26 protein-coding genes are annotated in these 26,443 nt (G+C 72.7%); 7 read left to right on the top strand and 19 right to left on the bottom strand.

From position 1 onward, the window contains the following. Positions 1 to 168: 168 nt before the first annotated feature. On the top strand, positions 169 to 1,131 hold the full coding sequence (locus tag IG64_RS28045) for a LysR family transcriptional regulator (protein WP_037861240.1): 963 nt from the start codon (positions 169 to 171) through the stop codon (positions 1,129 to 1,131). Here the strand turns inward: IG64_RS28045 and IG64_RS28040 are convergent. Together IG64_RS28040 and IG64_RS28035 are read right to left on the bottom strand one after the other, a co-directional pair. Further along, positions 1,085 to 3,172, bottom strand: coding sequence for an AMP-dependent synthetase/ligase (locus IG64_RS28040; protein WP_037861238.1), 2,088 nt, complete (start codon positions 3,170 to 3,172; stop codon positions 1,085 to 1,087). The two genes, IG64_RS28045 and IG64_RS28040, sit on opposite strands and share 47 nt — an antisense overlap. A 359-nt stretch (positions 3,173 to 3,531) precedes the next feature. Next, the gene (locus IG64_RS28035) at positions 3,532 to 4,824 is read right to left on the bottom strand and encodes an acetyl-CoA C-acetyltransferase (RefSeq protein ID WP_037861236.1); all 1,293 of its coding nucleotides are present in this window, start codon (positions 4,822 to 4,824) and stop codon (positions 3,532 to 3,534) included. An 85-nt stretch (positions 4,825 to 4,909) separates the two neighbouring features. Between IG64_RS28035 and IG64_RS28030 the strand changes: the two genes are divergently transcribed. Continuing rightward, complete coding sequence (locus IG64_RS28030; RefSeq protein WP_037861234.1) at positions 4,910 to 6,226, top strand: 3-oxoacyl-ACP reductase; 1,317 nt, start codon at positions 4,910 to 4,912, stop codon at positions 6,224 to 6,226. Between the two features lie 2 nt (positions 6,227 to 6,228). Beyond that, positions 6,229 to 7,254, top strand: coding sequence for a MaoC family dehydratase (locus IG64_RS28025; RefSeq protein WP_037861232.1), 1,026 nt, complete (start codon positions 6,229 to 6,231; stop codon positions 7,252 to 7,254). A 125-nt stretch (positions 7,255 to 7,379) separates the two neighbouring features. Here the strand turns inward: IG64_RS28025 and IG64_RS28020 are convergent, their stop codons facing one another. From IG64_RS28020 to IG64_RS27980, 9 genes are all read right to left on the bottom strand, one after another. Next, positions 7,380 to 8,066, bottom strand: a complete 687-nt coding sequence (locus IG64_RS28020; protein WP_037861230.1) for a TetR/AcrR family transcriptional regulator — start codon at positions 8,064 to 8,066, stop codon at positions 7,380 to 7,382. Between the two features lie 80 nt (positions 8,067 to 8,146). Further along, positions 8,147 to 8,488: a DUF4229 domain-containing protein gene (locus tag IG64_RS28015; RefSeq protein ID WP_037861228.1), complete on the bottom strand. Its 342-nt coding sequence runs from the start codon at positions 8,486 to 8,488 to the stop codon at positions 8,147 to 8,149. Between the two features lie 106 nt (positions 8,489 to 8,594). Beyond that, positions 8,595 to 9,119, bottom strand: a complete 525-nt coding sequence (locus IG64_RS28010; protein ID WP_037861227.1) for a GNAT family N-acetyltransferase — start codon at positions 9,117 to 9,119, stop codon at positions 8,595 to 8,597. A 16-nt stretch (positions 9,120 to 9,135) separates the two neighbouring features. Further along, on the bottom strand, positions 9,136 to 9,804 hold the full coding sequence (locus IG64_RS28005) for a UdgX family uracil-DNA binding protein (RefSeq protein ID WP_037861226.1): 669 nt from the start codon (positions 9,802 to 9,804) through the stop codon (positions 9,136 to 9,138). A 67-nt stretch (positions 9,805 to 9,871) separates the two neighbouring features. After that, positions 9,872 to 11,035 (bottom strand): aminofutalosine synthase MqnE, encoded by a 1,164-nt coding sequence (gene mqnE, locus IG64_RS28000; protein ID WP_037861224.1) that lies wholly within the window; start codon positions 11,033 to 11,035, stop codon positions 9,872 to 9,874. Between the two features lie 49 nt (positions 11,036 to 11,084). Then, positions 11,085 to 11,540 (bottom strand): Lrp/AsnC family transcriptional regulator, encoded by a 456-nt coding sequence (locus IG64_RS27995; protein ID WP_037861223.1) that lies wholly within the window; start codon positions 11,538 to 11,540, stop codon positions 11,085 to 11,087. Between the two features lie 88 nt (positions 11,541 to 11,628). Next, on the bottom strand, positions 11,629 to 12,336 hold the full coding sequence (locus IG64_RS27990; RefSeq protein ID WP_078884262.1) for a UbiX family flavin prenyltransferase: 708 nt from the start codon (positions 12,334 to 12,336) through the stop codon (positions 11,629 to 11,631). A gap of 82 nt (positions 12,337 to 12,418) precedes the next feature. Continuing rightward, positions 12,419 to 13,321: a menaquinone biosynthesis prenyltransferase MqnP gene (gene mqnP / locus IG64_RS27985; protein ID WP_037861222.1), complete on the bottom strand. Its 903-nt coding sequence runs from the start codon at positions 13,319 to 13,321 to the stop codon at positions 12,419 to 12,421. A 97-nt stretch (positions 13,322 to 13,418) separates the two neighbouring features. After that, positions 13,419 to 14,870: a menaquinone biosynthesis decarboxylase gene (locus IG64_RS27980; protein ID WP_037861221.1), complete on the bottom strand. Its 1,452-nt coding sequence runs from the start codon at positions 14,868 to 14,870 to the stop codon at positions 13,419 to 13,421. Positions 14,871 to 15,105: 235 nt separating this feature from the next. Between IG64_RS27980 and IG64_RS27975 the strand changes: the two genes are divergently transcribed. After that, positions 15,106 to 15,555 (top strand): nucleoside deaminase, encoded by a 450-nt coding sequence (locus tag IG64_RS27975; protein WP_037861220.1) that lies wholly within the window; start codon positions 15,106 to 15,108, stop codon positions 15,553 to 15,555. Positions 15,556 to 15,571: 16 nt separating this feature from the next. On the opposite strand, the gene IG64_RS27970 is transcribed toward IG64_RS27975, so the two are convergent. The 8 genes from IG64_RS27970 to hemL all read right to left on the bottom strand — a co-directional run bounded on the left by IG64_RS27970 (position 15,572) and on the right by hemL (position 24,051). Then, a complete protein-coding gene (locus tag IG64_RS27970) occupies positions 15,572 to 15,994 on the bottom strand; it encodes an SRPBCC domain-containing protein (protein ID WP_037861219.1) in 423 nt (140 codons plus the stop codon). Positions 15,995 to 16,019: 25 nt separating this feature from the next. Then, positions 16,020 to 17,120, bottom strand: coding sequence for a c-type cytochrome biogenesis protein CcsB (ccsB, locus tag IG64_RS27965; protein WP_037861218.1), 1,101 nt, complete (start codon positions 17,118 to 17,120; stop codon positions 16,020 to 16,022). Next, a complete protein-coding gene (gene resB, locus IG64_RS27960) occupies positions 17,117 to 18,970 on the bottom strand; it encodes a cytochrome c biogenesis protein ResB (protein ID WP_037861216.1) in 1,854 nt (617 codons plus the stop codon). The genes ccsB and resB overlap by 4 nt, the downstream gene beginning before the upstream one ends. Positions 18,971 to 18,973: 3 nt before the next feature. Next, positions 18,974 to 19,735, bottom strand: coding sequence for a cytochrome c biogenesis CcdA family protein (locus IG64_RS27955; protein ID WP_037861214.1), 762 nt, complete (start codon positions 19,733 to 19,735; stop codon positions 18,974 to 18,976). 6 nt (positions 19,736 to 19,741) lie between these two features. Beyond that, a complete protein-coding gene (locus tag IG64_RS27950; protein WP_037861213.1) occupies positions 19,742 to 20,407 on the bottom strand; it encodes a TlpA family protein disulfide reductase in 666 nt (221 codons plus the stop codon). Between the two features lie 66 nt (positions 20,408 to 20,473). Continuing rightward, positions 20,474 to 21,814, bottom strand: coding sequence for a lipoprotein (locus IG64_RS27945; protein ID WP_037861211.1), 1,341 nt, complete (start codon positions 21,812 to 21,814; stop codon positions 20,474 to 20,476). A 204-nt stretch (positions 21,815 to 22,018) separates the two neighbouring features. Continuing rightward, a complete protein-coding gene (locus IG64_RS27940; RefSeq protein WP_037861209.1) occupies positions 22,019 to 22,738 on the bottom strand; it encodes a histidine phosphatase family protein in 720 nt (239 codons plus the stop codon). Further along, a complete protein-coding gene (gene hemL / locus IG64_RS27935) occupies positions 22,735 to 24,051 on the bottom strand; it encodes a glutamate-1-semialdehyde 2,1-aminomutase (protein WP_037861207.1) in 1,317 nt (438 codons plus the stop codon). The genes IG64_RS27940 and hemL overlap by 4 nt, the downstream gene beginning before the upstream one ends. 646 nt (positions 24,052 to 24,697) lie before the next feature. On the opposite strand from hemL, the gene IG64_RS27930 reads away from it, so the two are divergent. From IG64_RS27930 to IG64_RS39380, 3 genes are all read left to right on the top strand, one after another. After that, complete coding sequence (locus IG64_RS27930) at positions 24,698 to 25,348, top strand: hypothetical protein (RefSeq protein ID WP_199811667.1); 651 nt, start codon at positions 24,698 to 24,700, stop codon at positions 25,346 to 25,348. A gap of 316 nt (positions 25,349 to 25,664) precedes the next feature. Beyond that, the gene (locus IG64_RS27925) at positions 25,665 to 25,838 is read left to right on the top strand and encodes a cold-shock protein (protein WP_324609594.1); all 174 of its coding nucleotides are present in this window, start codon (positions 25,665 to 25,667) and stop codon (positions 25,836 to 25,838) included. A gap of 238 nt (positions 25,839 to 26,076) precedes the next feature. Next, on the top strand, positions 26,077 to 26,443 hold a 367-nt coding region (locus tag IG64_RS39380; RefSeq protein ID WP_158771656.1), incomplete at its 3' end, for a DEAD/DEAH box helicase.

Below are 26,443 nucleotides of genomic sequence, written 5' to 3'. Positions count from 1 at the left end.
CGGCGGGGGCTGGAGCGGGTTGCCGCCCGGGCCCTGCGAAGATCGTCGTACAGCCTCAAGGTCCAGTCAATCCTGGGGATTTGTGGCTGCACCCAAGGAAAAGCTTGGGTCGGCTCGGGAGGAGCCCTCGCACCCGGCGCGAACCGGACGAGGGCCTAGCCTGGCCGGGTGACTCTCGATGATCTCCGGGTGTTCGTGGCCGTGTGCCGGGCGGGCAACCTCAGCGCGGTCGCCCGGGACCTGGGCCGCACCCAGTCGGCGGTGAGCCAGCACGTGAAGCGGCTGGAGCGGGAGACCGGCGTGAGCCTGCTGGAACGCAGGCCGCGCGGGGTCGTCCCCACCCCCGCGGGCGCCATCCTGCGGGCGGCCGCCGCCGACGGCCTCGCCGGCCTGGACGGCGCCCTGCGGCGGCTGCGCGACCTGGCCGACGGCGAGACCGGCTCGATACGGATCGCGACCGGCGCGACGACCGTACGGCACTTCATGGCGGACGCGGTGGTCGCCTTCCGCCGCCGGTACCCCAAGGTCAGCCTGGAGTTCTTCACGGAGAGTTCGAGCCGCGGCTGCTTCGACGCGCTGGGCGGCGGCGAGCTGGACCTGGCCTGGGTCACGCTGGGCGCACCGGTGCGGGGCGTCGAGCAGCGCGGCGTGCTGGAGCTGCCGTGGGTGCTGGCGGTGCGGGCCGAGGACCCGCTGGCCGGCCGCGCCCGGGTGGACGCCGCCGAGCTGCGCGATCTGCGTCCGATCCGGCTGCCGCCGAACTCGACGTCGGCCGCGCATCTGGACGCGGCCTGCGCGGAGCTGGGCGTCCGGTTCGGCTCCGACACCAGTGTCGCCGACTGGGACACCGCGTTCCTGCTGGCCGAGCTGGGGGTGGGGCGCGCGCTGGTGCCCGCCCTGCCCGGCCACACCGCGCCGGACGGCCCGCTGCGCCTGGTGCCCGTGCCGGCCCTGCGCCCCCTGTCCGTCGGCTGGGCGGTCCGCCGCTGGGACGCGCTCGCCCCGCTGGCTCGCGCGTTCGCGGAGACGGTGGTGGACTGCTGCCGCGGCCTCGCCGCCGGGCCGGAACCGGCGGCCGGATCCCTCAGCCCCCGTACAGGCCCTCCACCTCCCGGGCGAAGTCGCGCATGATCGCGTCCCTGCGGAGCTTCATCGACGGGGTCAGGTGGCCCGCCCGTTCGGTGAAGTCGACCGGCAGGACGGCGAAGCGGCGGATCGACTCGGGGCGGGAGACCAGTTTGTTCGCCTCGTCCACGGCCCGTTGCAGGACGGCCGCCAGGTCGGGGTCGTCGATGAGGAGTTCGGCGGGCACGGGGTGCCTGCCGTTCATCCGGCGCCAGTGGGTGATGCCCTCGGGGTCCAGGGTGATCAGCGCGCCGACGTAGGGGCGGCCGTCGCCCAGGACCATGCACTGGGAGATCAGGGGGTGCGCGCGCAGCCAGTCCTCCAGCGGGGCGGGGGCCACGTTCTTGCCGCCCGCGGTGATCAGGATCTCCTTCTTGCGGCCGGTGATCGTCAGGTGGCCCTCGTCGTCCAGGCGGCCGATGTCCCCGGTCGCGAACCAGCCGTCCCGGGTCGCCGGGACGACCCCGCCCGCGTTCGGGTCCCAGTACCCGCGGAACACCTGACGGCCGCTCAGCAGCACCTCGCCGTCCGCGGCGATCCGGACCCGGGTGCCGGGCAGCGGCCACCCCACCGTGCCCAGGCGGGGCCGGTGCGGGGGCGTGACCGTCGCCGCGCCCGTCGACTCCGTCAGGCCGTAGCCCTCGTAGACCTCGATGCCGGCGCCCGCGTAGAAGGCGGCCAGGCGGCGGCCGAGCGGGGACCCGCCGCAGATGACGTGCCGCAGACGGCCGCCGAGGGCGTTGCGGATGCGGCGGTAGACCAGGGGGTCGTAGAAGGCACGGGCGGTGCGCAGGGAGCGGGTCGGGCCCGGGCCGGAGCCGTGCCGCCGGGCCTCCACGGCCTCGCCGTAGCGGCGGGCCACCCCGGCGGCGCGGTCGAAGGAGGACGCCTTGCCGCCGCGCTCGGCGGTGGCCCGGGCGTTGTTGTAGATCTTCTCCAGCATGTACGGGATGGCGAGCAGGAACGTCGGCCGGAAGCTCGCCAGGTCGGCCAGCAGGTCCTGCGCCGCGAGGCTCGGCGCGTGGCCGAAGCGGACCCCGGCGCGGACGCAGGCGACCGCGACCATGCGGCCGAAGACGTGCGAGAGGGGCAGGAAGAGGAGCGTCGAGGGCTCCTCCTGTCCCTTCGCCCCGCTGTCCTTCGTCCTGCCCTCCTTCCGGCCGTCCTTCGCGCCGAAGACCGGGTGGAGGAGTTCGATGGCGTTGTCGACCTCGGCGAGGAAGTTGCCGTGGGTCAGGGCGCAGCCCTTCGGGCGGCCGGTCGTGCCCGAGGTGTAGACGATGGTGGCCGGTGTGTCGGGGCCGAGGACGCCCCGGCGTACGTCGGTCTCCTGGTCCGGCACGGTCGCCTCGCCCAGCTCCGCCAGCCGGTCCAGGTGGCCGTGGTCGACGACCCACAGGTGGCGCAGGCCGGGCAGGCGGTCGCGTTCGGGGCCGAGCGCCGCGGCCTGGCCGGCCGTCTCGGTCACCAGGGCCACCGCGCCCGAGTCGTGCAGGATCCAGCGGGTCTGGAAGAGGGAGGAGGTGGGGTAGACCGGCACGGTGACCAGACCGGCGGCCCAGGCGGCGAAGTCGAGCAGCGTCCACTCGTAGCGGGTGCGCGCCATCACGGCGATCCGGTCGCCCGGCGCCAGGCCCTCCGCGATCAGGCCCTTCGCCAGGGCCCGCACCTGGGCGGCGAACTGCCGTGCCGTCACGTCGTTCCAGCCGCCGTCCGCGCCGCGGCGGCTGAGGACACGGCGCCCGGGGTCGGCGGCGGCGTTCTCGAAGGGCAGGTCGGCGAGCGAGCCGTGGGTCACCCGCGCCACCAGCGGCGGCACGTACGCCTCGCGCACCACGCCGTCCAGCCGGCGGATCCGCGGCGCGACCACCGCCTGGCCGCCCTGGGGGTCCTGGTCGAGGTCCAGGTCGGGGCCGTGTTCGCCGCCGTGGTCCTGGCCGCGGCCGGCGGCGTCCCCGACGCCGTGGGCGCGGCCGGGGTGCGCGGCGGCGGGCGGCGGCACGGGAGCACCGGACGGCCACGGGGACGACGAGTACGAGATGGGCATGGCAGCTCCTGGGGCCTGCGGCTTCGTCCTGCTCTGCCGCATGGGGTACGCGCGGTGCGGACCGGGTCGTTCACCGGTGGTGCGTGCGCGGCTGTGCGGGGCCTTCGGTTACCGCCGGTTGCACACGGGATCGTACGGCGCGCTCATGGGGAGTCCGTGCGGGTTACCGGCGGGTCGGGCGATGGTCCGGGGACGGGGTTGTGCACCTGGCGCCTTTCCCGCCCGCGCTTCACACGTGTGCGCGAGCACGTTCGCGCCCGGGATCCGGGGGCGGCCGGAGCGCCGGTCCCGGCACCCCCGGGGTCCCGGCGCTCGGGCGTTCGGGCGTTTCAGGTGTTCCGGTGTCCGGGCTCAGGCGTTCAGGCGCGTTCCAGGATCGCCGTCACGCCCTGGCCGCCGGCCGCGCAGACGGAGATCAGCCCGCGGGCCGGGCCCTCGCGCTCGGCGAGCAGCCGGGCCAGCGTCGCCACGATACGGGCGCCGGTCGCGGCGAAGGGGTGCCCGGTGGCGAGGGAGGATCCGGCCACGTTGAGGCGGGCGCGGTCGACCGGGGCCAGGCCCCTCTTCTCCCAGGCCGCCAGGGTCGCCAGCACCTGGGACGCGAACGCCTCGTGAATCTCGATCAGGTCGAAGTCCTCGATGCCGAGCCCGGCCCGCTCCAGCATCCGCGGGACGGCGTACGCGGGGGCCATGAGCAGGCCGTCCTCGCCGTCGGCGACATCGCCGTGCGCGAAGTCGACGGCCGCCGTCTCGTACGCCGTCAGGTAGGCCAGCGGTGCCAGGCCGCGGGCGCGCGCCCACTCCTCGGACGCGAGCAGCACGGTCGCGGCACCGTCCGTCAGCGGTGTCGAGTTCCCCGCGGTCATGGTCGGGCCGGGGGCGTCCAGGCCGAACACCGGCTTGAGCGCGGCGAGTTTCTCCACCGTGGAGCCGGGCCGGAGGTTCTGGTCGCGCTCCAGGCCGCGGAAGGGGACCACCAGGTCCTGGAAGAAGCCGCGGTCGTAGGCGGCGGCCAGCCGCCGGTGGCTGGTGGCGGCCAGTTCGTCCTGCGCCTGGCGGGTGATGCCCCAGGCGCGGGCGGTCACGGCGGCGTGCTCGCCCATGGACAGGCCGGTGCGGGGTTCGGCGTTGCGCGGGATGTCGGGGACGAGGTGCCGGGGCCGTACCCGCGCGAGGGCCTTCACCCGGGCCCCGGCGGACTTGGCGCGCCGGGCGGCGAGCAGGATGCGGCGCAGTTCGTCGTTGACGCCCAGCGGGGCGTCGCTCGCGGTGTCCGCGCCGCCCGCGACGGCGGACCCGGTCTGGCCGAGGGCGATCTTGTTGGCGGCGGCGATCACCGCCTGCAGGCCGGTGCCGCAGGCCTGCTGGATGTCGTAGGCCGGGGTGCGCGCGTCCAGCCGGGAGCCGAGGACGGTCTCGCGGGCGAGGTTGAAGTCGCGGCTGTGCTTGAGGACGGCACCGGCGACGAACTCGCCGACGGCGCCGGGGTCCTGGAGACCGTAGCGCTCGACCAGGGCGTCGAGGGCGGCGGTGAGCATCTCCTGGTCGGAGGCGGTGGCGTACGGGCCGTCGGAGCGGGCGAACGGGATGCGGGCACCGCCGAGCACCGCCACCTCGCGGACCGCGCGCGGTTCGGACTGCAGAGGACTCATCTCGACCTGCTCCTCACCCGTGACATAGGCTTACCCCCGGTAACCTTACTCCAGAGTAAGCAATGGCGACCCGTGGGAGACGCACATGGCCGACCGCTATCTGAGCTTCACCCGCACCGCACCCGGCCGCTTCCTGACCCGTCGCCTCGGGCTCCCGCAGCCGGCGGCCCTGCGCCGCTGGTCACCGGAGCGGCCGCTGCTCGACGGCCCCCTGCTGCACCTGACGGCGGGCGAGAGCCTCCTGGACGCCGCCCCGGTCCTGGCCCGCACCGGACTGCCGCCGGGCGAACGGAACCCCGCGGCCGTGGTCCTGGACGCCACCGGGGTCCGGGACGTCGGCACCCTCGCCGCGGTGCACGCGGCACTGCACCCCGTCCTGCGGTCGGTCGCGGCGAGCGGACGCGTGGTGCTGCTGGGCGCACCCCTCGATGCGGACGACCACCACCAGGCCGCCGCCCAGCAGGCCCTGGAGGGCTTCACCCGCTCGCTCGGCAAGGAGATCGGCCGGGGCAGGACCGTCAACCTCGTCCGGCTCACCGACGCGGACGCCGCCGGATCCACCCTCCGCTTCCTGCTCTCCCCGAAGTCGGCCTACGTCAGCGGGCAGGTGATCCACGTCGGCCCCCCGGCCCCGGACCCGTCCGCCGCACGGAACGCCGCGGACCCCGGCCGTCCCCTGGCCGGCCGCACCGCCCTCGTCACCGGCGGCGCGCGCGGCATCGGCGAGGCGGTCGCCGAGACCCTCGCCCGGGACGGCGCCCACGTCGTCGTCCTGGACGTCCCGGCGGCCGAGGCGGACGCCCGCGCGGTCGCCGCGCGCCTGGGCGGCACCGCCCTGGCCCTGGACATCACCGCCGCCGACGCGGGCGAGCGGATCGCCGCCGCGCTGCCGGACGGCCTGGACGTGCTGATCCACAACGCGGGCATCACCCGTGACCGCCGGCTGGTGAACATGCCCGCCGAACGCTGGAGCCAGGTGCTGGACGTCAACCTGGCGAGCGTGCTGCGCACCACCGACGCGCTGCTCGCGGCCGGCACCCTGCGCCCGGGCGGCCGGATCGTGGCCACCGCCTCCATCGCGGGTCTGGCCGGGAACGCGGGCCAGACCAACTACGGCGCGAGCAAGGCGGGCGTCGCCGGACTGGTCCGCGCCCTCGCGCCCCGCGCGCTCGCCGGGCACCGGGTCACGGTGAACGCCGTAGCGCCCGGGTTCATCGAGACCAGGATGACCGCCGCCGTCCCGCTGTTCATCCGGGAGGCGGGCCGCCGGATGAACTCCCTCGCGCAGGGCGGACTCCCCGTCGACGTCGCCGAGACGACGGCCTGGCTCGCCCACCCGGACTCCGGCGCGGTCAACGGCCAGGTCGTCCGCGTGTGCGGCCAGAGCCTGCTGGGGGCGTGACCATGACCGCTGCCGGCCCGGGCGGCCGCCCCACCGTCGTCCTCACCCGGGCTCCCGCCCTCGCCCCGCTCCTCGCGCGCGGCGCCCTGCGCTCCCCCTTCAGACGCCCCCGGCCCGACGCGCCCTTCCCCCGCGCCCGCCTCGTGCTGGCGTCCGTCCGCCCCGACCTCGCGCGGCTGACCGCCTACGAGCGCGTGTGCGGCTTCGCGACCGGCGAGGACACGCTGCCCGTCACCTATCCGCACGTGCTGGGCTTCCCGCTCGCGATGCGCCTGATGAGCGGCGGCGGCTTCCCGCTGCCGCTGCTCGGCCTCATCCACACGTCGATCGCCGTCACCCGGCACACCGCGCTGCCCGCGGCGGGGACGTACGACATCGCGGTGCGCGTCGACGGGCTGGCGGCGCACCGGCGCGGCACGCAGGCGACCGTCGTCACCGAGCTGCGCGCGGGCGGTGACCTCGTGTGGGAGTCGGCGAGCACCTACCTGGCCCGCCACCGCCCGCACACCCCGGCCACCGGCGGCCCCGGCGCCACCGGGGCCGGGCACGGGGACCCCGGGGGCGGGCGGGCGGACCCCGCCGGGGACGGACACGGAGATCCTGCCGGGGAAGGGCGGGCGGATCCCGCCGGGCACGGGGGTTCATCCGGTGACGGGCGGCGGGCGGAGCCCTTCCGGGACGGGCGCGCGCCGCTGCCCGCCGTCGGGGAGTGGCGGCTCGCGGACGACCTGGGCCGGCGCTACGGCGCCGCCTCCGGCGACCGCAACCCGATCCACCTGCACCCGCTCACCGCCCGCCTGTTCGGCTTCCCCCGGCCCATCGCCCACGGCATGTGGACCGTGGCCCGCTGCCTCGCCGCCCACGGCACCCCCGAAGCCGCCCGCGTGCGGGCCGCCTTCCGGGCCCCCGTGCCGCTGCCGGGCGCGCTCACGTACGCCGCCGACGGACGCGGGCGCTTCGAGCTGCGCTCGGCGGACGCGACGGCGCGGGTCCATCTCGTGGGCGAGGTGGAGCCGCTGCGCCCCTGAGAGCCGTTGCTGAGGCCCGGCCGCCCGTCCCTGAGACGCGGCGCCGGTCCCTGAGACCGGTACCCGTCGCCGGGGCCCGGCGACGGTCGCTGAGAACCGGTGCGGTCGCCGACACCCGGTGCCGGTCAGTCCCCGGGTGCGGGCGGGCTCCAGGGGCGGCCCTCCATGAGGTTGCCCAGGCCCGCCCAGGCGACGTTCATCAGCGTGAGGGCCGCCTGGCGGGCGGTGACGCCCGGGGTGGCGTTGGCCCAGGCGGCGAGGGACTCGGCGGCGCCCACCAGGGCCTCGGCGAGCCCGGCGGCCTCCTGCTCGGACAGGTCGTGGGCGCAGCGGACGTCCCCCGTGCGGCGGGCGTCCCCCGTGCGGCGGGCGTCCCGGGCCGCCTCGGTGATCAACTGCCGTACGAAGGTGACGATCCCGGTGCGCAGGGCGGCGGTCTCGGACGCGAACGGCTCGCCGTGGGTACGGGCCTGCAGGTGCAGCACCGACCAGCCGTCCGGACAGCGCGCGGTGTGCGTGAAGAAGGCCCGCAGTCCTTCCCACAGCTGCCGGTCGGCGGGCAGGTCCGCGCGGGCTCCGGCCCGGACGGCAGCGGTCAGCGCGGCGCCCTCGCGGCGGATGCAGGCGCTGAAGAGGTCGTCCTTGGAGTTCAGGTAGAGGTAGACCAACGGCTTGGAGACGCCCGCCAGTTCGGCGATCTCGTCCATGGAGGCGGCCCGGTAGCCGCGCCGGCCGAAGATCTGCACGGCGGCGTCGAGCATCTGCTGTTCGCGAACCGCCCGCGGCATCCGCTTGGTCTTCACGGCACCCATGGGCGCAAGCCTACGGTTCGCGCCGCGGGCCGCCGGGCAGCCGGCGGGGCGAGGTCCGGCGCCGTGGCCGGATCACGCCGTCAGGAAGAGGACGAGGAGGCCGAGGGGGAGGAGGACGGGGAGGACGGGGCCTTGGAACCGGTGCGCGCCTCTTCCCCGGCCAGTTCCTCCGCGAGCCCGGCGGCCTGCATGTTCGCCTTCATGCGGTCCACGCGTTCGGCGACCTGGACGGACGCCCGGTCGCGTTCCTTGCGCAGGACGACGAAGCTGATCGGGGCGGAGATCACCAGGGCGAGGAGAGGGATCCACAGGCTGTTGGAGCCGTTGCGACCGCTCGGCACGATTCCGGCGTAGACGAGACCCCAGACGACCACGAGGCAGCCCACGAAGATCCCGAGGCGCATCAGCGTGTAGCGGAGCATCTCAAACCACTCTTCCGTTCCGAACAAGGCCAAAGGGCACCGTCCAGTGAAGCACGGACGGGGCCCCTCACCGCACGCGGGTCGCGCGGGCGCACGAAGGCTCAGGTCAGGCCAGCGGCATCAGCATGATCACCTCGTCCCGGTCGTCACCGGGGCCCACCCGGGTCGCGCCGGGGATCCGGCCGACCTCCTTGTACCCGCAGGAGGCGTAGAACCGCTCCAGGCCCTGGCCGCCCCGGCAGCTGAGCCGGATCGCCTCGACGCCGCCGAGACCGCGGGCCGCGTCCGCCGCCGCCGCGAGCAGGTCGCGCCCGTACCCCTTGCCCTGGTGGCGCGGGTGCACCATCACCGTGTACAGCCACAGCCAGTGGGCCGACAGGGCGTCCCGGTTGAGGGTCAGGAAGGCCGTGGCGGCGACCCTGCCCTCCTCGTCATGGCCGGCCAGCAGCCGGGAGCGGCCCTCGGCCATCGCCACGAACTGCTTCACCAGCTCCGGGCGTATCGCCTCGCGCGAGGCGGGCGCCACGAAACCGACCGCCCCGCCCGCGTCCGTCACGTCGGTCCACAGGTCGAGGATGCCGTCGCGCAGGGCGCGGTCGACGGACGGGTCCAAGGTGAAAGTAAGAGGCATAAAGGCATCGTAACCATTACGTCAGGACGGCCGCAGCCACTTTCAGGTCGGACACCAGCCCCCGGTACGCGCCCTCACGGTCGTCGGCGCGCAGCACGGACGACGGGTGCACCGTCGGCACCAGCCGCTGGGGGCGCCCGTGGATCTCCCGCTCCAGCACCGTCCCGCGCACCTCGGTCACCCGGAACGACGAACCGAGCAGGGCCTTGCCCGCGGTCGCCCCCAGGACGACGATCAGCTCGGGTTCGACGAGGGCCAGTTCGGCCGCCAGCCAGGGGCCGCACGCCGTCATCTCACGCAGGGTGGGCGCCTTGTGGACACGGCGCTTGCGGGGCTCGGACCGGGTGAACTTGAAGTGTTTGACCGCGTTGGTCACGTAGGCCTCGCCCGGGTCGATGCCGGCGTCGGCCAGCGCCCGGTCGAGGAGCCTGCCGGCCGGTCCCACGAACGGTCTGCCCTGCCGGTCCTCCTGGTCGCCGGGCTGCTCGCCGACGAGCATCACCCGGGCACGGCCGGTGCCCTCGCCGAAGACGGTCTGCGTCGCGTCCCGGTGCAGGGGGCAGCCGCGGCAGTGGGCCGCCGCGCGGCGCAGCTCCCCGAGACCGGCGCCGGCGGGGACGAACGGCTCGGCGGTGTAGGCGTCCTCCGGCGCCGCCGCGGACGCCTTCGCCTTGGTGGTGGCCATGCCGGACGGGTACCCGTCCGGCCCGCGGCCTCACGGCGGGGCCGGCCCGGACCCGGCCCGCGGGTGCTCAGACCCGCATGGGCTGCGGCGACTCGCGGCGGCCGGCGTCCGGGCCGTCGTACTCGCGGATGATCTCGTAGCGCGTGTTGCGCTCGACCGGGCGGAAGCCCGCGTCGCGGATCAGCTCCAGCAGGTCGTCGCGGGTCAGCTTGGCCGGCGTGCCGAAGTCGTCCGCGTCGTGCGTGATCTTGTACTCGACGACCGAGCCGTCCATGTCGTCCGCGCCGTGCTGGAGCGCGAGCTGGGCGGTCCGCACGCCGTGCATCACCCAGAACACCTTCACGTGCGGGACGTTGTCGAACAGCAGCCGCGAGACGGCGAAGGTCTTCAGCGCCTCCGCGCCCGTCGCCATGGTGGTCCGGGCCTGGAGGCGGTTGCGGACCTTGCCGTCCTTCACGTCGACGAAGTCGTGCTGGTAGCGCAGCGGGATGAAGACCTGGAAACCGCCGGTCTCGTCCTGCAGTTCACGCAGTCTGAGCACGTGGTCCACGCGGTGGCGCGGCTCCTCGATGTGCCCGTAGAGCATGGTGCACGGGGTCTTCAGGCCCTTCTCGTGCGCCAGGCGGTGGATGCGGGACCAGTCCTCCCAGTGGGTGCGGTGGTCCACGATGTGCTGCCGGACCTCCCAGTCGAAGATCTCCGCGCCGCCACCGGTCAGCGACTCCAGACCGGCGTCGATCAGCTCGTCGAGGATCTCGGAGGCGCTCAGCCCGGAGATCGTCTCGAAGTGGTGGATCTCGGTGGCCGTGAACGCCTTCAGCGACACGTTCGGGAGGGCGGCCTTCAGCTCCCTGAGCGAGCGCGGGTAGTAGCGCCAGGGCAGGTTCGGGTGCAGGCCGTTGACGATGTGCAGCTCGGTGAGGTTCTCCCCCTCCATCGCCTTGGCCAGCTTCACGGCCTCCTCGATGCGCATCGTGTACGCGTCCTTCTCCCCCGGCTTGCGCTGGAAGGAGCAGTACGCGCACGACGCGGTGCACACGTTCGTCATGTTGAGGTGGCGGTTGACGTTGAAGTGGACGGCGTCGCCGTTCTTCCGCGTCCGCACCTCGTGCGCGAGACCGCCCAGCCAGGCCAGGTCGTCCGACTCGTACAGCGCGATGCCGTCCTCGCGGGTCAGGCGGACCCCCGCCCTCACCTTCTCCTCCAGCTCGCGCTTGAGCCCGGCGTCCATACCCCTACCTCTTTCTCCGACAGACTCCGTAAACCGTACGCCTGGACCCTCACACCTCTTCGGGCAGCTCACCCACCCGGTTCTCCCACTTCGTGGAGAGCACGATCGTGGTCCGGGTCCGGGAGACGCCCTTGGTGCCCGACAGCCGCCGGATGATCCTCTCCAGTCCGTCGACGTCCGTGGCGCGCACCTTGAGCATGAAGGAGTCGTCACCCGCGATGAACCAGCAGTCCTCGATCTCGGGCAGGTCCTTCAGGCGCTGCGCGACGTCCTCGTGGTCGGCGGCGTCGGAGAGCGAGATGCCGATCAGGGCGGTCACGCCGAGACCGAGCGAGGCGGAGTCCACGGTGGCCCGGTAGCCGGTGATGACCCCGGCGGCCTCCAGCCGGTTGATGCGGTCGGTGACACTCGGTCCCGACAGGCCGACGAGGCGCCCCAGCTCGGCGTAGGAGGCCCGCCCGTTCTCTCTCAGGGCCTGGATGAGCTGCCTGTCCACCGCGTCCATGCGTTCGAAGCCTTCCGCTGGAAAGAAGTTCCTGAAGTTGTCGAGTGGTGCCGGCACCCGTACGGGTACGGCCGCCGGGTTCCGCCGGTCACCCCTGTGGTGCGCCGGTGCCGCCGGACGCCCCTGCCGGGCGGGATCCGCCGCCCAGTGCGCCCTCCCAGCGGCGGTAGAGCCGGTGGGGCACCCCCACCGCGTCGAGGGCGCGGCCGGCGACGAAGTCCACCAGGTGCTGGATGTGCGTCGCGCCGGCGTAGAAGGCGGGCGACGCGGGCAGGACGGTGGCGCCCGCGTCGTCCAGTGCGACCAGCTGCCGCAGCGTCGGACCGTTCAGCGGGGTCTCCCGAACGGCCACCACCAGCGGCCTGCGCTCCTTGAGGGTCACGCTCGCCGCCCGCTGCAGCAGGTCCTTGGAGAGCCCGAGCGCGACGCCCGCCACGCACGCCGTCGAGGCGGGCACGATCAGCATGCCCTTGGCCGGGTACGAGCCCGAGGACGGGCCGGCCGCCAGGTCACCGGCGCTCCAGTGCCGTACGTCCGTGATGTCGGCCTCGAACGTGCCGGGTTTGCCGTCGGCGCCCAGACAGAGCCATTCCCGCAGGTCGTCACGCCAGTGGGCGTCCCTGAAGGAGATGCCGGTCTCGTCGAGCAGGGTGAGCCGCGAGGCCCGGCTGACCACCAGGTCGACACTCTGCCCGGCGTCGAGCAGGCCGCGCAGCACCGCAGCCGCGTACGGCGTACCGGACGCGCCGGAAACCCCCACGATCCAAGGCTCGCGCCGCGTTTTCCCTGCGTTCACATGTCGAGCCTATCCGGCCGCCCGGCGCGGGCGTGAAGCGGCCGGTCGGCCGGCCGGTGCCACGGGCGCCGCCGGAGGGGGTTCACGGCCGCAGGCCGCGGACCAGGAGATCGAGCAGCGCGCAGACGAAGAGGCTGATGCCGATGAAACCGTTCGTCGAGAAGAACGCCCGGTTCAGCCGGGACAGGTCGTGCGGGCGGACGATGGTGTGCTCGTAGACGAAGGCGCCGGCGACGACGACCAGACCCAGCCAGAAGAGGACTCCGGCGCCGGTGGCCAGGGCGAACCAGACGAACAGGGCGGTGGTGACCGTGTGGCAGGCGCGGGCGCCCCAGATCGCGGCCGGGATGCCGAAGCGGGCCGGGACCGACCTGACGCCGACCTTCCGGTCGGTCTCGACGTCCTGGCAGGCGTAGATCAGGTCGAAGCCGCCGATCCAGATGCCCACGGCCAGCCCCAGGATCACCGCCTTCCAGGACCACTCGCCGCTGATGGCGAGCCAGCCGCCGATGGGACCCATCGCCTGGGCCAGGCCCAGGATGGCCTGCGGGAAGTTCGTGAACCGCTTGCCGTAGGGGTAGACCACCATCGGGATCACCGCGATGGGGGCGAGGGCCAGGCAGAGCGGGTTGAGCAGGGCGGCGGCGCCGAGGAAGACGACGACGGCGATCAGGGCGCCGGTCCAGGCGTGCCGCACGGACATCGCGCCGGTGACCAGCTCGCGGTGGGCGGTGCGGGGGTTGCGGGCGTCGATCTCCCGGTCGATGATCCGGTTCACCGCCATGGCGAAGGTGCGCAGCCCCACCATGCAGACGGTCACCAGGAGCAGCCGCCCCCAGTGGATGTTCTCGTCCCACTCGTACATCGCGGTGAGCGAGGCGATGTAGGCGAAGGGCAGCGCGAAGACCGAGTGCTCGATCATCACCAGGCGCAGGAACGCTCGCGTCCTCCCCGGCTGGGGCACCGCGGCGGCGGAGGCGCTCACCGGCCGCACTCCGTCCGGCGGCGATCGACCGGATCACCTCCGCGCCGGCGCTGAAGCCCCGCCGACGCGCTTCCGAGTCCCATCCTCGCCAAGCCCCTCACAGTCCGTATTCCTTCCAGCGTCGTGTCACCCGTTCGGATGTCTCCGGGTCCGAGACCACCATCTCCGGCCAGCCGCCGTCGCGGGTGTAGCCCTCCTGCGGCAGTTTCCTGGTGGCGTCGATGCCCGCCTTGCCGCCCCAGAACTGCTGGTAGGAGGCGTGGTCGAGGTGGTCGACCGGGCCTTCGACGACCGTAAGATCACGAGCGTAGTCCGTGTTGCCGAGGGCCCGCCAGGCGACCTCGTGCAGGTCGTGCACGTCACAGTCGGCGTCGACGACCACGATCAGTTTGGTCAGCGACATCATGTGCGCCCCCCAGATGGCGTGCATCACCTTCTGGGCGTGCTTGGGGTACTTCTTGTCGATGGAGACGATCGCGCAGTTGTGGAAGCCGCCCGCCTCCGGCAGGTGGTAGTCCACGATGTCCGGGACGATGATCTTCAGCAGGGGGAGGAAGAAGCGCTCCGTGGCGCGGCCGAGCGGGCCGTCCTCCGTCGGCGGCCGTCCGACGACGATCGACTGCAGCAGCGGACGCCTGCGCATGGTCACGCAGTCGATGGTGAGCGCCGGGAAGGGCTCCTGCGGGGTGTAGAAGCCGGTGTGGTCGCCGAAGGGGCCCTCGGGCAGCATCTCCCCGGGCTCCAGCCAGCCCTCCAGGACGACCTCGGCCTGCGCCGGGACCTGGAGCGGGACGGTCTTGCAGTCCACCATCTCGATCCGCTTGCCCGCGAGGAACCCGGCGAACAGGTACTCGTCGATGTCGCCGGGCAGCGGGGCGGTGGAGGCGTACGTGACGGCGGGCGGGCAGCCGAAGGCGATCGCCACCGGCAGCCGCTCGCCCCGCCGGGCCGCCACCTGGTAGTGGTTGCGGCTGTCCTTGTGGATCTGCCAGTGCATGCCGATGGTGCGCCGGTCGTGGCGCTGGAGGCGGTACAGGCCCAGGTTGCGGACGCCCGTCTCCGGGTCCTTGGTGTGGGTGAGCCCCAGGTTGAAGAAGGAGCCGCCGTCCTTCGGCCAGGTGAACAGGGCGGGCAGCGCGTCGAGGTCGACGTCGTCGCCGCGCAGCACGACCTCCTGGACCGGGGCCTCCTTGACCTTGCGCGGCGGTACGTGCGTCATCGCGCCGAGCTTGCCGAACGCCTCGCGCACGCCCACGAACCCGTGCGGCAGCTCGGGTCGCAGCAGCCCGCCGATGCGGTCGCTGATCTCGGCGTACGACTTCAGGCCGAGCGCCTTGAGCAGTCGGCGGTCGGTACCGAAGACGTTCATGGCGAGCGGCATCGCCGAGCCCTTCACGTTCTCGAAGAGCAGTGCGGGGCCGCCGGACTTCTGCACCCGGTCGACGATCTCACCGACCTCCAGGTACGGGTCGACCTCGGCCTTGATGCGCTTGAGGTCGCCCTCGCGCTCCAGCGCCCTGAGCAGGGAGCGAAGATCGTCGTAAGCCATGGGGTCCAGTATCGCCGAGAGGGCCGCGGCCCCCGCGACCGCCCCGGCCGGGAGCGCGGAGGTTCTTGTAGGGGAGCTGCCAGGGCCTTCCGGCAACGCGGCGAGGGCGCGTGCCGGGCGCCGCCCGCCGGGGCCCACTTTTGTTCGCAGCTCTAAGCGCATCTGCCGGTCGCCGGCCCCCTGACACGCCGGACGGGGCGTTGCCGCACGGGCCCGGTGCCCGCACAGTGGGCGTATGGACCCGGCACAGGCACGCACATGGCTCGCCACCGCCCTCGCGGAGGCGCGCACCGGGCTCGCCGAGGGGGGCATCCCGATCGGCGCGGCGCTCTACGCGGCCGACGGGACGCTGCTGGGCCGGGGCCGCAACCGGCGGGTGCAGGACGGCGACCCGTCGCTGCACGCGGAGACGGCCGCGTTCCGCGCGGCGGGGCGGCAGCGGTCCTACCGCGGGACGACGATGGTGACGACGCTCTCGCCGTGCTGGTACTGCTCCGGCCTGGTCCGCCAGTTCGGGATCTCCCGGGTCGTCATCGGGGAGGCGGCCACCTTCCACGGCGGCCACGGCTGGCTGGCGGAGCACGGTGTGGAGATCGTGCTGCTCGACGACGCGGAGTGCGTGCGTCTGATGAGCGGCTTCGTGCGGGAACGCCCGGAGCTGTGGCGGGAGGACATCGGCGAGTAGCGGGCCCGGGGGACCGTCACCCGGGGCCGGCCGCCTGCTCCCCCGCAGCCAGCATTTCGATGAGGCGTTCGAATCTGTTCCGCCAGGCCCGCTCCGACTCCCCTTCGCCCTGGAACTCGTGGGTGAGGCGGAGCACGGAGCCGTCCTCCCCGTCCCGTTCCAGGTGGAAGCGGATACGGCCGCCGCCGTCGACGGTGTACTCGGCGACCCGGTCGACGTCCCAGGCGGTGACGTGCCCGCTGCCCAGGCCGTGCAGGCTGACCGCGCCGCCGAGCCGGGGTTCCAGCTCGTCGGCGGGGGTGAACCAGCCCGCGAGCCCCTGCGGGGTGGACAGCGCCGGCCAGACCGCCTCCATGGGCCGGGGAAGCCGGACCAGGAAGCCGAGGATGTGCGTGTTGCCGTGGGTCTGGCTGGTGCCCTGTTCGATGGAACCGGTCATGCCACCAGTGTCCCCGAGCGGCCCCTCAGACGCCCGCGTACGAGTGCTTGCCGCTGACGAAGATGTTGATGCCGTAGTAGTTGAACAGGAAGCACGCGAAGGCGATGAGCGCGATGTACGCCGCCTTGCGGCCCTTCCAGCCGGCGGTGGAGCGGGCGTGCAGGTAGCCGGCGTAGGCGACCCAGGTGATGAAGGCCCAGGTCTCCTTGGGGTCCCAGCCCCAGTAGCGGCCCCAGGCCGACTCGGCCCAGATGGCGCCCGCGATGATCGTGAACGTCCACAGCGGGAAGACGGCCGCGTTGATGCGGTAGGCGAACTTGTCCAGGGTCGCGGAGGCAGGCAGCCGCTCCATCACGGAGGTGGCGAAGGTCCCGGGCTTGCCACCGTTCACGAGCTTGTTCTCGTAGGAGTCCTTGAAGAGGTACAGCAGGGTGCCGACCGCGCCGACGTAGAAGATCGCGCCGCACAGGATCGCGGTGGAGACGTGGATGTACAGCCAGTACGAGTGCAGCGCAGGGACCAGCTGGTCGCTCGCGGTGTACAGGACGGTGACCGCGAGGCCCAGGTCGAGCAGGACCGTGGTGGCCAGGAAGAGACCCATCCAGCGCACGTTCTTCTTCAGGGCGAGCAGCGCGAGGTACACGCCGACCGCGACCGTGGAGAAGGTGATGTTGAACTCGTACATGTTGCCCCACGGCGCCCGCTGGACGGAGGCCGCGCGGGCGACGACGCCGCCCAGCTCCACCAGGAAGGCGAGCACGGTGAGCGAGACGGCGACGCGGCCGTACAGGTCGCCCTGCTGGTCACCGCCGTGCGCGCCCGGCCCGTCTGGCACGTCGCGCGAGCCGGAGGCGGACCGCACGACGACCTCGGGCCGCTCCAGGACGGCGGTGCCGCCGGCGGACCTCACCGCCACGGCCGGGGCCGCGGCGCGGGCCGCCCCCTCCTTCGCGGTCAGCGCGGCGGCCGTGCGGGCCACCTTGCTGCGGCTGCCGAAGAGCCACTCCGCGATGTAGGCGAAGAAGGCCAGCGTGTAGACGGCCATCGAGGAGTAGATCAGCGTGTTGCTGATGTGTGCGAGATGTTCGTTGGTGGCGGTGGCCAGCTCGGTGGCGGCGGGAGTCACTTCTTCTCAGCCCCTTCGGCGGGTACGGGGGTGACGGCGCCCGGCTCCGGATCGGAGTCGGTGTCGGCTCGGGTGGGTGCCTTGTCGTGGACCTGGGCGGCCAGCGCGCCGATCTCCTCGGGGAGCTTCGCCGACTCGCTGCGGCCCAGACCGGCCACCTCGACGACCGTCGTCCCGTCGGCGCCCCGCACCGCACGCACCCAGACCCGGCGGCGCTGGATGAACAGCGAACCGGCCAGCCCGAAGATCGCGGCGACGGCGCCGGTCAGCGCCCAGCCGGTGCCGGGCTGCTGGACGATCTGGAAGCTCGCCCACTGCTTGATGTCCTTGTCGAACGTGATGGAGCCGGCCCCGTTCGGCAGGGTCAGGCTCTCGCCGGGCAGCAGCATCTTCTTCAGGATGTTGCCCTGGGCGTCCTTGAACGGCTTCAGGTTCGGGTTCTTCGTGTCCAGCTGGTAGACGTTCTGCGGGGTGCCCGCGTCCACGCCCAGGTCGCCGTGGTAGGCGCCCACCGACAGGACGGGGAAGTCCAGCGCGGGGAACTGGGAGAACATCGTGCCCTTGCCCGCCCCGGCGAAGGTCGGCACCAGGACCGCCGCGAAGCCGAGCTGCTCCTTCTTGCCCTGCGCGTCGCGGTAGCCGTCCATCACCTTGATCGCGCCCTGCGAGGTGACGTTGGAGTCCAGCGGCAGCAGCGGCACGGCCTGGTGGTAGACCACGTCGCCCTTGCCGTCGCGCACGGTGACGGTCGGGGCGTAGCCGTGGGCGACCAGGTAGACCTTGGCGTCGTCGATCTCCAGCGGCTCGTTGACCTTGATGACCTTGTGCCGCTCCTTGCCGTCGGGGCCGACGCTGTAGTCGACGGCCGCCTCGTAGGTGCGCGGCGTGCCCTTGTTGGGGCCGGTGGTCTCGTAGGTGCCGGTGAACTTCTTCAGGGTGAAGCTGAACGGGACCAGGTTGTCGTCGTCGAAGAGGTTCCCGGACTTGAAGTCGTCGTACTGGGTGAGGGTGTTGGCGAAGCCGTCGCCCTCGACGACCAGCTTGTTGCCCTCGGTCTTGAACAACTGGCCCCAGCCGAAGGCGATCAGCATCACGATCAGCGCGATGTGGAAGAGCAGGTTCCCGGCCTCGCGCAGGTAGCCCTTCTCGGCGGCGACCGCGTCCCCGTCCAGGTGGGCGCGGAAGCGGCGCTGCCTGAGCGACCTCAGCGCGGCCTCGCGGACCTCCTCGGGCGCGGCCGCCGTGCGCCAGGTGGCGTACGCGGGCAGCCGGGTCAGCCGCTTGGGCGCGCCCGGCGGGCGGCTGCGCAGCTGGCCGGTGAACTGCCAGGTGCGCGGGATGATGCAGCCGATGAGGGAGACGAACAGCAGGATGTAGACGGCGGAGAACCACACCGAGCTGTAGACGTGGAACAGGCCGAGCTTGTCGTAGAGGGGCGCGAGCGTGGTGTGGTTCTGCCGGAAGGTCTCGACCTTCGTCGCGTCGCTGCCGGTCTGCGGGATCAGCGAGCCGGGGATGGCGCCCAGGGAGAGCAGGAACAGCAGCAGCAGCGCGACCCGCATGGAGGTCAGCTGCCGCCAGAACCAGCGGACCCAGCCGAGGACCTCCCGGCCGGTCCAGGCGAGCCGGCCGGCCAGGCCGGGGGCCCGGCTGCCGCCGAAGGAGCCGGGGACGGCCGTCTCGGCGGGCGCCGTGGACAGCTGCGCCCCGGCCGCGCCCAGGTCGTCCTCGGCGGGGCGCTGCGCGGTCCGGTCGCCGGTGCCGGAGGGCGGCGCGGTGCGGGCGTCCTCACCGGAGGGCGGCGCGGCCGACTTCTCGTCCGTGCTCGTGCCGGGTGTCGTCTTGCTCATGGATCAGATCCCCACAGTGAAGCCGGTCGACCAGGTCTGCATCTCCTGCACCAGCCGGTCCCAGGCGCCGGTGAGCAGCAGCACACCGGTCACGATCATCATCGTTCCGCCGAGGCGCAGCACCCAGACGTAGTGGCGCTTGACCCAGCCGAACGCGCCGAGGGCCTTGCGGAAGGCGATGGCCGTGAGCACGAACGGTATGCCGAGCCCGGCGCAGTAGGCGACGGTCAGCAGGGCACCGCGCCCGGCGCTGGCCTCGTTGGAGGACAGCGCCACCACGGAGGCGAGGGTCGGGCCGATGCACGGGGTCCAGCCGACGCCGAACAGGGCGCCGAGGACGGGCGCGCCCACCAGGCCGGCGGTCGGCCGCCGGTGGAAGCGGAACTCACGCTGGGTCAGCCAGGGCATCAGGCCCATGAAGAAGACGCCCATGAGGATCATGAGCACGCCCAGCACCTTGGACAGGGTCCCCTTGTAGTCCTGGAGGGTCTGCCCGAAGAAGCCGAACAGCGCACCGCCGGAGACGAACACGACCGTGAAGCCCAGCACGAAGAGCGAGGCGCCGACGGCCATCCGCCCGCGCCGCGCCTCGGCCAGGTCGGTGCCGGTGACGCCGGTCACGTACGACAGGTAGCCGGGGACGAGCGGCAGGACGCACGGGGAGAAGAAGGAGACGAGTCCGCCGAGCACGGCGACCGGCAGCGCGAGCAGCAGGGCTCCGCTGAACACCGTCTGGTTGGGATCAGTGGCTGCGGCCAGTAGCACGGCGGCTCACTTCTCCGCGACGACCGGGTCGAGCATCTTGCGCAGCTTCTCCTCGCTGAGCGCCTGCAGGGCGCGCGCCGCGATGTTGCCGTCCCGGTCGATGACGAGCGTGCTCGGGATGGCCTGCGGGTTGAGAGTGCCCTTCTTGAAGCGGAGCATCAGCTTGCCGGTGGGGTCGTACAGGCTCGGGTACGGCACCCCGTAGCTCGTCTCGAACTTCTGGGCGGGCTGGGTGCTGGTGTCGCGGGTGTTGATGCCGACGAACTGCACGCCCTTCGCGGCGGTGTCCTCGGCGACCTTGACCAGGTTGGGCGCCTCGGCGCGGCACGGCGAGCACCAGGAGCCCCAGACGTTGAGGACGACGACCTTTCCCTTGTAGGAGGCGACGTCGAGCGTCTTGCCGTCGATGGTCGTGCCGGAGAGGTCGGGCGCGGGCTTGCGGTCGCCCTTCTTCACGGTCGCGATGCCGTCGGAGCCGGTGATGAAGTTGCTCCTGCCCGAGCCGCCGGAGGTACCGCCGGAGCCGCAGGCGGCCAGGGCGAGGGCGAGCGCGGCGGTCCCGGCGGCCAGCACGGTGGCGCGGCTGCGGGCGCGGGTGGTGCGCGTGCGGTGCGGACGGGACGTACGGTTCGCCCGGTTCGAGCACTGGGGGGCGCGGCTGGCGGCACTCATGTGAAAAGTTTCGCATGCCTGTTCCGGGGATCTTGCGCGCCCCCCTGCCGGGCGGAAAACCGCATATCAGGCGCCGTTCGAGGTGCCCGTTCCGCTCTGCGTGCCGGTGCTGCCCGCGGTCCCCGCGGAGCCGGTGGTTCCGGCGGTGCCGCTGTCCTTCAGGAACTCCTTCCAGCCGCCGGCCGGCTGCCGTCCGACCTCCAGGGTGCGCAGCTTGGCGAGCACCTCCGGCTTCTGCACGTCCATCCAGTCCACGAACTGCCGGAAGGAGACCAGACGCACGTCGGCGCCCTTGTCCCGCTCGGCCACGATGTGCTTGAACGCCTCTTCGACGGAGTCCATGTAGATACCGCCGTTCCACTGCTCGAAGTGGTTGCCGATGAAGAACGGCGCCCGGTTCGTCTCGTACGCCCGCTGGAAGCCCTGGATGTAGGACTGGGCGGACTGCTTGCGCCAGTGCGGGTAGTTGGCGGGCGGGGCCTTGGTGGAGTTCACCGACTGGTTGGCGAGCATGTTGTAGTCCATCGAGAGGACCTCGAAGGAGTGACCGGGGAACGGGATCTGCTGCAGCGGCAGGTCCCAGATGCCGAGCTTCTTCTGCGGCCACACCTGGCGGCCGCCCGGCGAGGAGGCGTCGTAGCGCCAGCCCAGGCTCTTGGCCGTGGGCAGCAGGTTGTTCTGGCCGAGCAGGCAGGGCGTGCGGCCGCCGACCAGTTCCTTGTCGTAGTCGAAGGGCAGGGCGGGCAGGTCGCTCCAGCCGGTGTTGGTCCGCCACTGCTTCACGAAGGCCTTGGCCTGGTCGATCTCGCTGCGCCACTGCTTGGGCGTCCAGTTCGCCACGGTGCCGTGACCGGAGCAGAAGTGGCCGTTGAAGTGGGTGCCGATCTCGTGGCCCTCGAGCCAGGCACGGCGCACGTTGGTGAGCGTTGCCTTGATGTGCTCGTCGGTGAGGTAGCCGATGTCGGAGGCGCCGCGCGCGTTGTTCGGCGGCTCGTACATGCGCTTCTTCGCCTCGGGGAGCAGATAGAGCCCGGAGAGGAAGAAGGTCATGCTCGCTTCGTGCTGCTTGGCCAGGTCGAGGAAGCGCGGGAAGAGCCCGTTGCCGACCTCGCCGGCGCCGTCCCAGGAGAAGATGACGAACTGCGGCGGGGTCTGCCCCGGCTCCAGCGGGGTCGGCTTGGCGGGCTGGCGCGGCTGCTTGCCGGTGAACGACGTCGAACCGTCGCCGATGGGGCGCGCGGGCTGCCCGGTGCCCTGGCCCTTTCCGTGCGACCCCGTACCCGAACCGGAACCACCGGCGTCGCCCGAGCCGTCCGAAGACTTGGAGCCGCCGCAGCCCGCGAGTCCTACGGCAGCAGCGGTGCCCGCGCCAAGGCCGAGTATTCCCCTCCGGGAGAAGGTGCGCATGAGATCCCCGATCCGTCACGTCCTGCGAATGCTGGTCACCCACTCAGAGGACGTGACGAACGTCAGGGTTCCGCGAACCAATATGAATTTCACAACAAACGTAACGAAACTGTGCGTACGTGACCGAAGGCTTACGGCCCTCTTACCCTGCGTGTTCCAGAGGGAGGGGTCCGCCCCGGCCGCGTCCGCGCGCCCCGGCCGGGGCTACGCCCCGAACGCCTTCCCCTGCCCCTTCACCGGCTTGGCGCCGGCCAGCAGATGGGCGGGCACCAGGTCCCGGGCCGGCTCGCTGTAGCCGACGGAGACGATCCGGTCGCCCTGGTAGGTGAACGTGGTCAGCGAGGCCAGTGTGCACTGCCGCTTGCGCGGATCGTGCCACAGCCGCCGCCGCTCCACGTACGACCGCACGACCCAGATCGGCAACTGGTGGCTGACGAGCACCGCTTCGTGCCCGCGCGCCCGGTCCTTCGCCGCGTTCAGCGCGCCCATCATGCGCACCACCTGGTCGACGTACGGCTCGCCCCACGACGGCCGGAACGGATTGACCACGTGCTTCCAGTTCGCCGGGCGGCGCAGCGCGCCGTCGCCGATGCCGAACGTCTTGCCCTGGAAGACGTTCTCCGCCTCGATCAGCCGCTCGTCCGTGGCGAGGTCGAGCCCGTGCGCCTTGGCGATCGGCGTCGCCGTCTCCTGCGCCCGCTCCAGCGGCGAGGCGACGACGTACGTGACGTCGCGCGGGGCGAGGTGCTCGGCGACCCGCTCGGCCATCTGCCGTCCCAGCCCGGACAGGTGGTAGCCGGGCAGCCGCCCGTACAGCACACCGGTCGGGTTCTCCACCTCCCCGTGCCGCATGAGGTGGACGACGGTGACGTCGTCGCTGCCGCTCTTCCCGGAGGTCACACCGGTGCCGGTGGTGTCGCTCATGCCGTCGCCTCCGCCGCCGCACGGGCCGCCGCCGGCAGCGCGTCGGAGATCCGCTGCAGGGCCCGCTCGTCGTGGGCGGTGGACACGAACCACGACTCGAACGAGGACGGCGGCAGGTAGACGCCGCCCGCCAGCATCGCGTGGAAGAAGGCGGTGAAGCGGTACGACTCCTGCGCGCGGGCGTCGTCGTAGTTGCGCACCGGACGGTCGGTGAAGAACACCGAGAACATGTTGGAGGCGTTCTGCAGCGTGTGCGCCACGCCCTCCTTGGTGAGCGCCTCGGAGACCATCGCCTGGATCTGCTGCGAGACCGCGTTCACCTTGGCGTAGGCCGCGTCGTCCAGCAGACGCAGCTGGGCGAGGCCGGCGGCGGTGGCGACCGGGTTCCCCGAAAGGGTGCCCGCCTGGTAGACGGGTCCGGCCGGCGCGAGGTGCGCCATGACGTCGGCGCGCCCGCCGAAGGCCGCGGCCGGGAACCCGCCGCCCATCACCTTGCCGAAGGTCATCAGGTCGGGCTCGACGCCGTCGACGCCGTACCACCCGGCGCGGCTGGTGCGGAACCCGGTCATGACCTCGTCGGAGATGTACAGCGCGCCGTTCTCCCGGCACAGGTCCTTCAGCCCCTGGTTGAAGGAGGGCAGCGGCGGCACGACGCCCATGTTGCCCGGCGAGGCCTCGGTGATCACGCAGGCGATCTCGCCCGGGTGGGCGGCGAAGGCGGCGCGCACCGCGTCGAGGTCGTTGTACGGCAGCACGATCGTGTCGCCGGCCTGGGCGCCGGTGACGCCCGGGGTGTCCGGCAGCGCGAACGTGGCGACGCCCGACCCGGCGGCGGCCAGCAGCGAGTCGACGTGCCCGTGGTAGCACCCGGCGAACTTGACGACCTTCGTGCGCTGCGTGAACCCGCGGGCGAGCCGGATCGCGGACATGGTGGCCTCGGTCCCGCTGGACACGAGCCGCACCTGCTCCAGCGGCGCGACCCGGCCGGTCATCTCCTCGGCGAGCGCGACCTCGCCCTCACCGGGCGTGCCGAAGGACGTGCCGCGCGCGACCGCCTCCTGCACGGCGGCGACCACCTCGGGGCGGCCGTGCCCGAGGATCATCGGCCCCCAGGAGCAGACGAGGTCGACGTACTCCCGCCCGTCGGCGTCCTTCAGGTACGGCCCGCTGCCGGAGACCATGAACCGGGGCGTACCGCCCACGGCACGGAAGGCACGCACCGGGGAGTTCACACCGCCGGGCGTGACGGCCGCCGCACGGTCGAACAGCGCCTGCGAGGCGGGGGCTTCGTATGGGTATGGCAGTTCGCTCATGACCTGCGACTTCTCCGGCTTCTCGGTTCTCTCGGGGACTGTGCGCCCGGGCTTCCCGGCGGCTTCGGGGAATCCGGCGGGGGCGGTGACCTGTTCAGGGTAGGCCAGGGGGCCCGGGAAGCCGGGAGGGGAGCGGGCGGGGCCGGTGGGTCCTGCGGGGCGTGCGGGCGGTGGCCGGCGGACCGGGGGAGGCGGGAAGCCGGTGGGGCGGTGAGACCGCGGGACGTACGGGCCGGGAGGTGCGGTGAGGCCCTGGCGTGCCGGTGGGGCGGTGAGGCTTTCGCTGGGGCGGTGAGGCCCTTGTTGGGCCGGTGGGGCGGTGCTCCTGGACGGGGCCGCGGCCCGGTGGCCGAAGAAGCGGCTTCCGCCCGGCCCATCTGAGAAACTGGGCTCCTCGCCCCCGGAAGCAAGGACCGAGGAGGGCGGGAGAGCCGAGGAGCGGGGGAACGGGCGCGCGGGGCAGGAGCGGAAGGCGCCGGGAGGCAGGAGGAAAAGTCGTGGCAGGGGCGTGCGGACGGCCACGAAGATCCCGCGGCGAGATGTTTCGACGTACGTTTCGGCGTGCGGCCGTGGGGGAGGTCACTGACACGATGATCGGGTTGCGCGGCGGGGGCCACGCGTCCTAGAAAAGCAGTCGGGTGGAGATATGCATCGCGGTGGCGGACTGGGCGAGGGGACTGACGACCTGGGTCCTCGGCGTGCCCGGCGGGGAAGGCACCGGCGCGACGCGGAGGAAACCGCCGAAGCACGTCATGCACAGGGTGCGCCCGGTGATCCCGAGCGGTCCGACCGGCGGATCGACGACCGGACGGGACGCCGGGCCGATCGCCTCCGGGCGGGGAGCGGGAATGGTGGCCGGGTGGGGGTGACGTACAAGTACTTCGGCGCACCGGACGGTGCGACGGCGGCCCGCGTCCCGATCTCGATGCGCCCCGAGGAACTCGGCGGCGACGAACTCGGCATGAACGGCATGTTCACCAAGATCAAGCCGGAGACCATGGCCGCCATGGTCCTCACCGGCATCGAGGGCGTCCCCCTGCACCGGGTCCCGCCCCTCGAACTCGTCGTCCTCCACCCCGACTACGCCGTCGTCAAACTCCCCATGACCGTCGTCGACCCCCTCCGCGACATCGGCGAGGAAGCGGTCGGCGCCGCCGCCTTCATCTGGTCCACGGTCCCCGACCGCGGCGGCCCGCGGGACGCGTTCAACGTGTACCAGCTGCTGCACGAATGGCAGGACTTCTCGCACCGGTTGCATGAGGCGGGGCATCAGCCGTACTGCCTGGTGTGGCCGTGAGCTGAGGTCGCGCCCGGAGGGGCGCTGATGCGCCCTGCCGCCTTCCCCGCGACACGTCGGTGCCCCCTGTCCGGGGGAATGTGACCTTCGTCGCGGCAAGGGGGTTCCGGCGCGCCCGGCGTCGGGGCGTCCCGCGGCGGCGGGAGCAGCGTCGCATCGTCCGTCGGGGGAGGTCAGCGCGTCGGGCGTGCGGGGCGCGGCAGAAAACGCGGCGCCCCGGGAGAGCAATATCTGTGCCCGCGACATGAGAAATACGTGTCCGCAGCGCGCGAAACAAGTGCGGCGCGCGGCGGCTATTCCCCAAGCCTCCACCGAAGTGGAAAAGGGCTTCGGCTTCATCGAGCAGGACGGCGGCGGCCCCGACGTCTTCGCCCACTACTCGAACATCGCCACCCAGGGCTTCCGTGAGCTGCTGGAGGGCCAGAAGGTGACCTTCGACATCGCTCAGGGCCAGAAGGGCCCGACGGCGGAGAACATCGTTCCCGCCTGACAGCAGCGCTGACGCGTACTTTCGCAGCTGGGGCCCGCACCTGTGGGGTGCGGGCCCCAGCTCGCTGTATTTCAGGGGGAGCCGGGCGGGAAAGCGCCAGCGCATCACCGGCCCGTGACGCATCCCCCCGCCGGCCGCACTCGGCCACATCTAATCAGGCTCGTCTCGAAATTCTCTGCGCCGTTCGGCTGCAGCGGGAATTCCTTGATACGCGCCCGTACGTCAAGGAAGGTGCCGCATGCAGCGTGCCCGTACATCTCGCACTCATGACCGTTCCGCAGGAGGCGCCGGCGGCAACCGCCGGTTCGGTGGCGCCCGCCGCGCCAAGGGCTCCGCGGACCGGCAGGGCGGACGGGCTGCCCAGGGGGAGTTCGCGTTGCCGAAGACGGTGACGCCCGCGTTGCCGGCGGTGGAGTCGTTCGCCGATCTCGCCCTGCCCGCGCCGTTGCTGACCACCCTGGACAGGGAAGGCGTCCGCACCCCCTTCCCGATCCAGGCGGCAACCCTGCCCAACTCCCTGGCCGGACGCGACGTCCTGGGCCGCGGCCGCACCGGCTCCGGCAAAACCCTCGCCTTCGGCCTGGCCGTCCTGGCCCGCACCACCG

It is taken from the genome of Streptomyces sp. NRRL S-340 (genome assembly GCF_000720185.1).
GTDB lineage: Bacteria > Actinomycetota > Actinomycetes > Streptomycetales > Streptomycetaceae > Streptomyces.
This window is presented reverse-complemented; position numbering and strand designations above follow the sequence as displayed.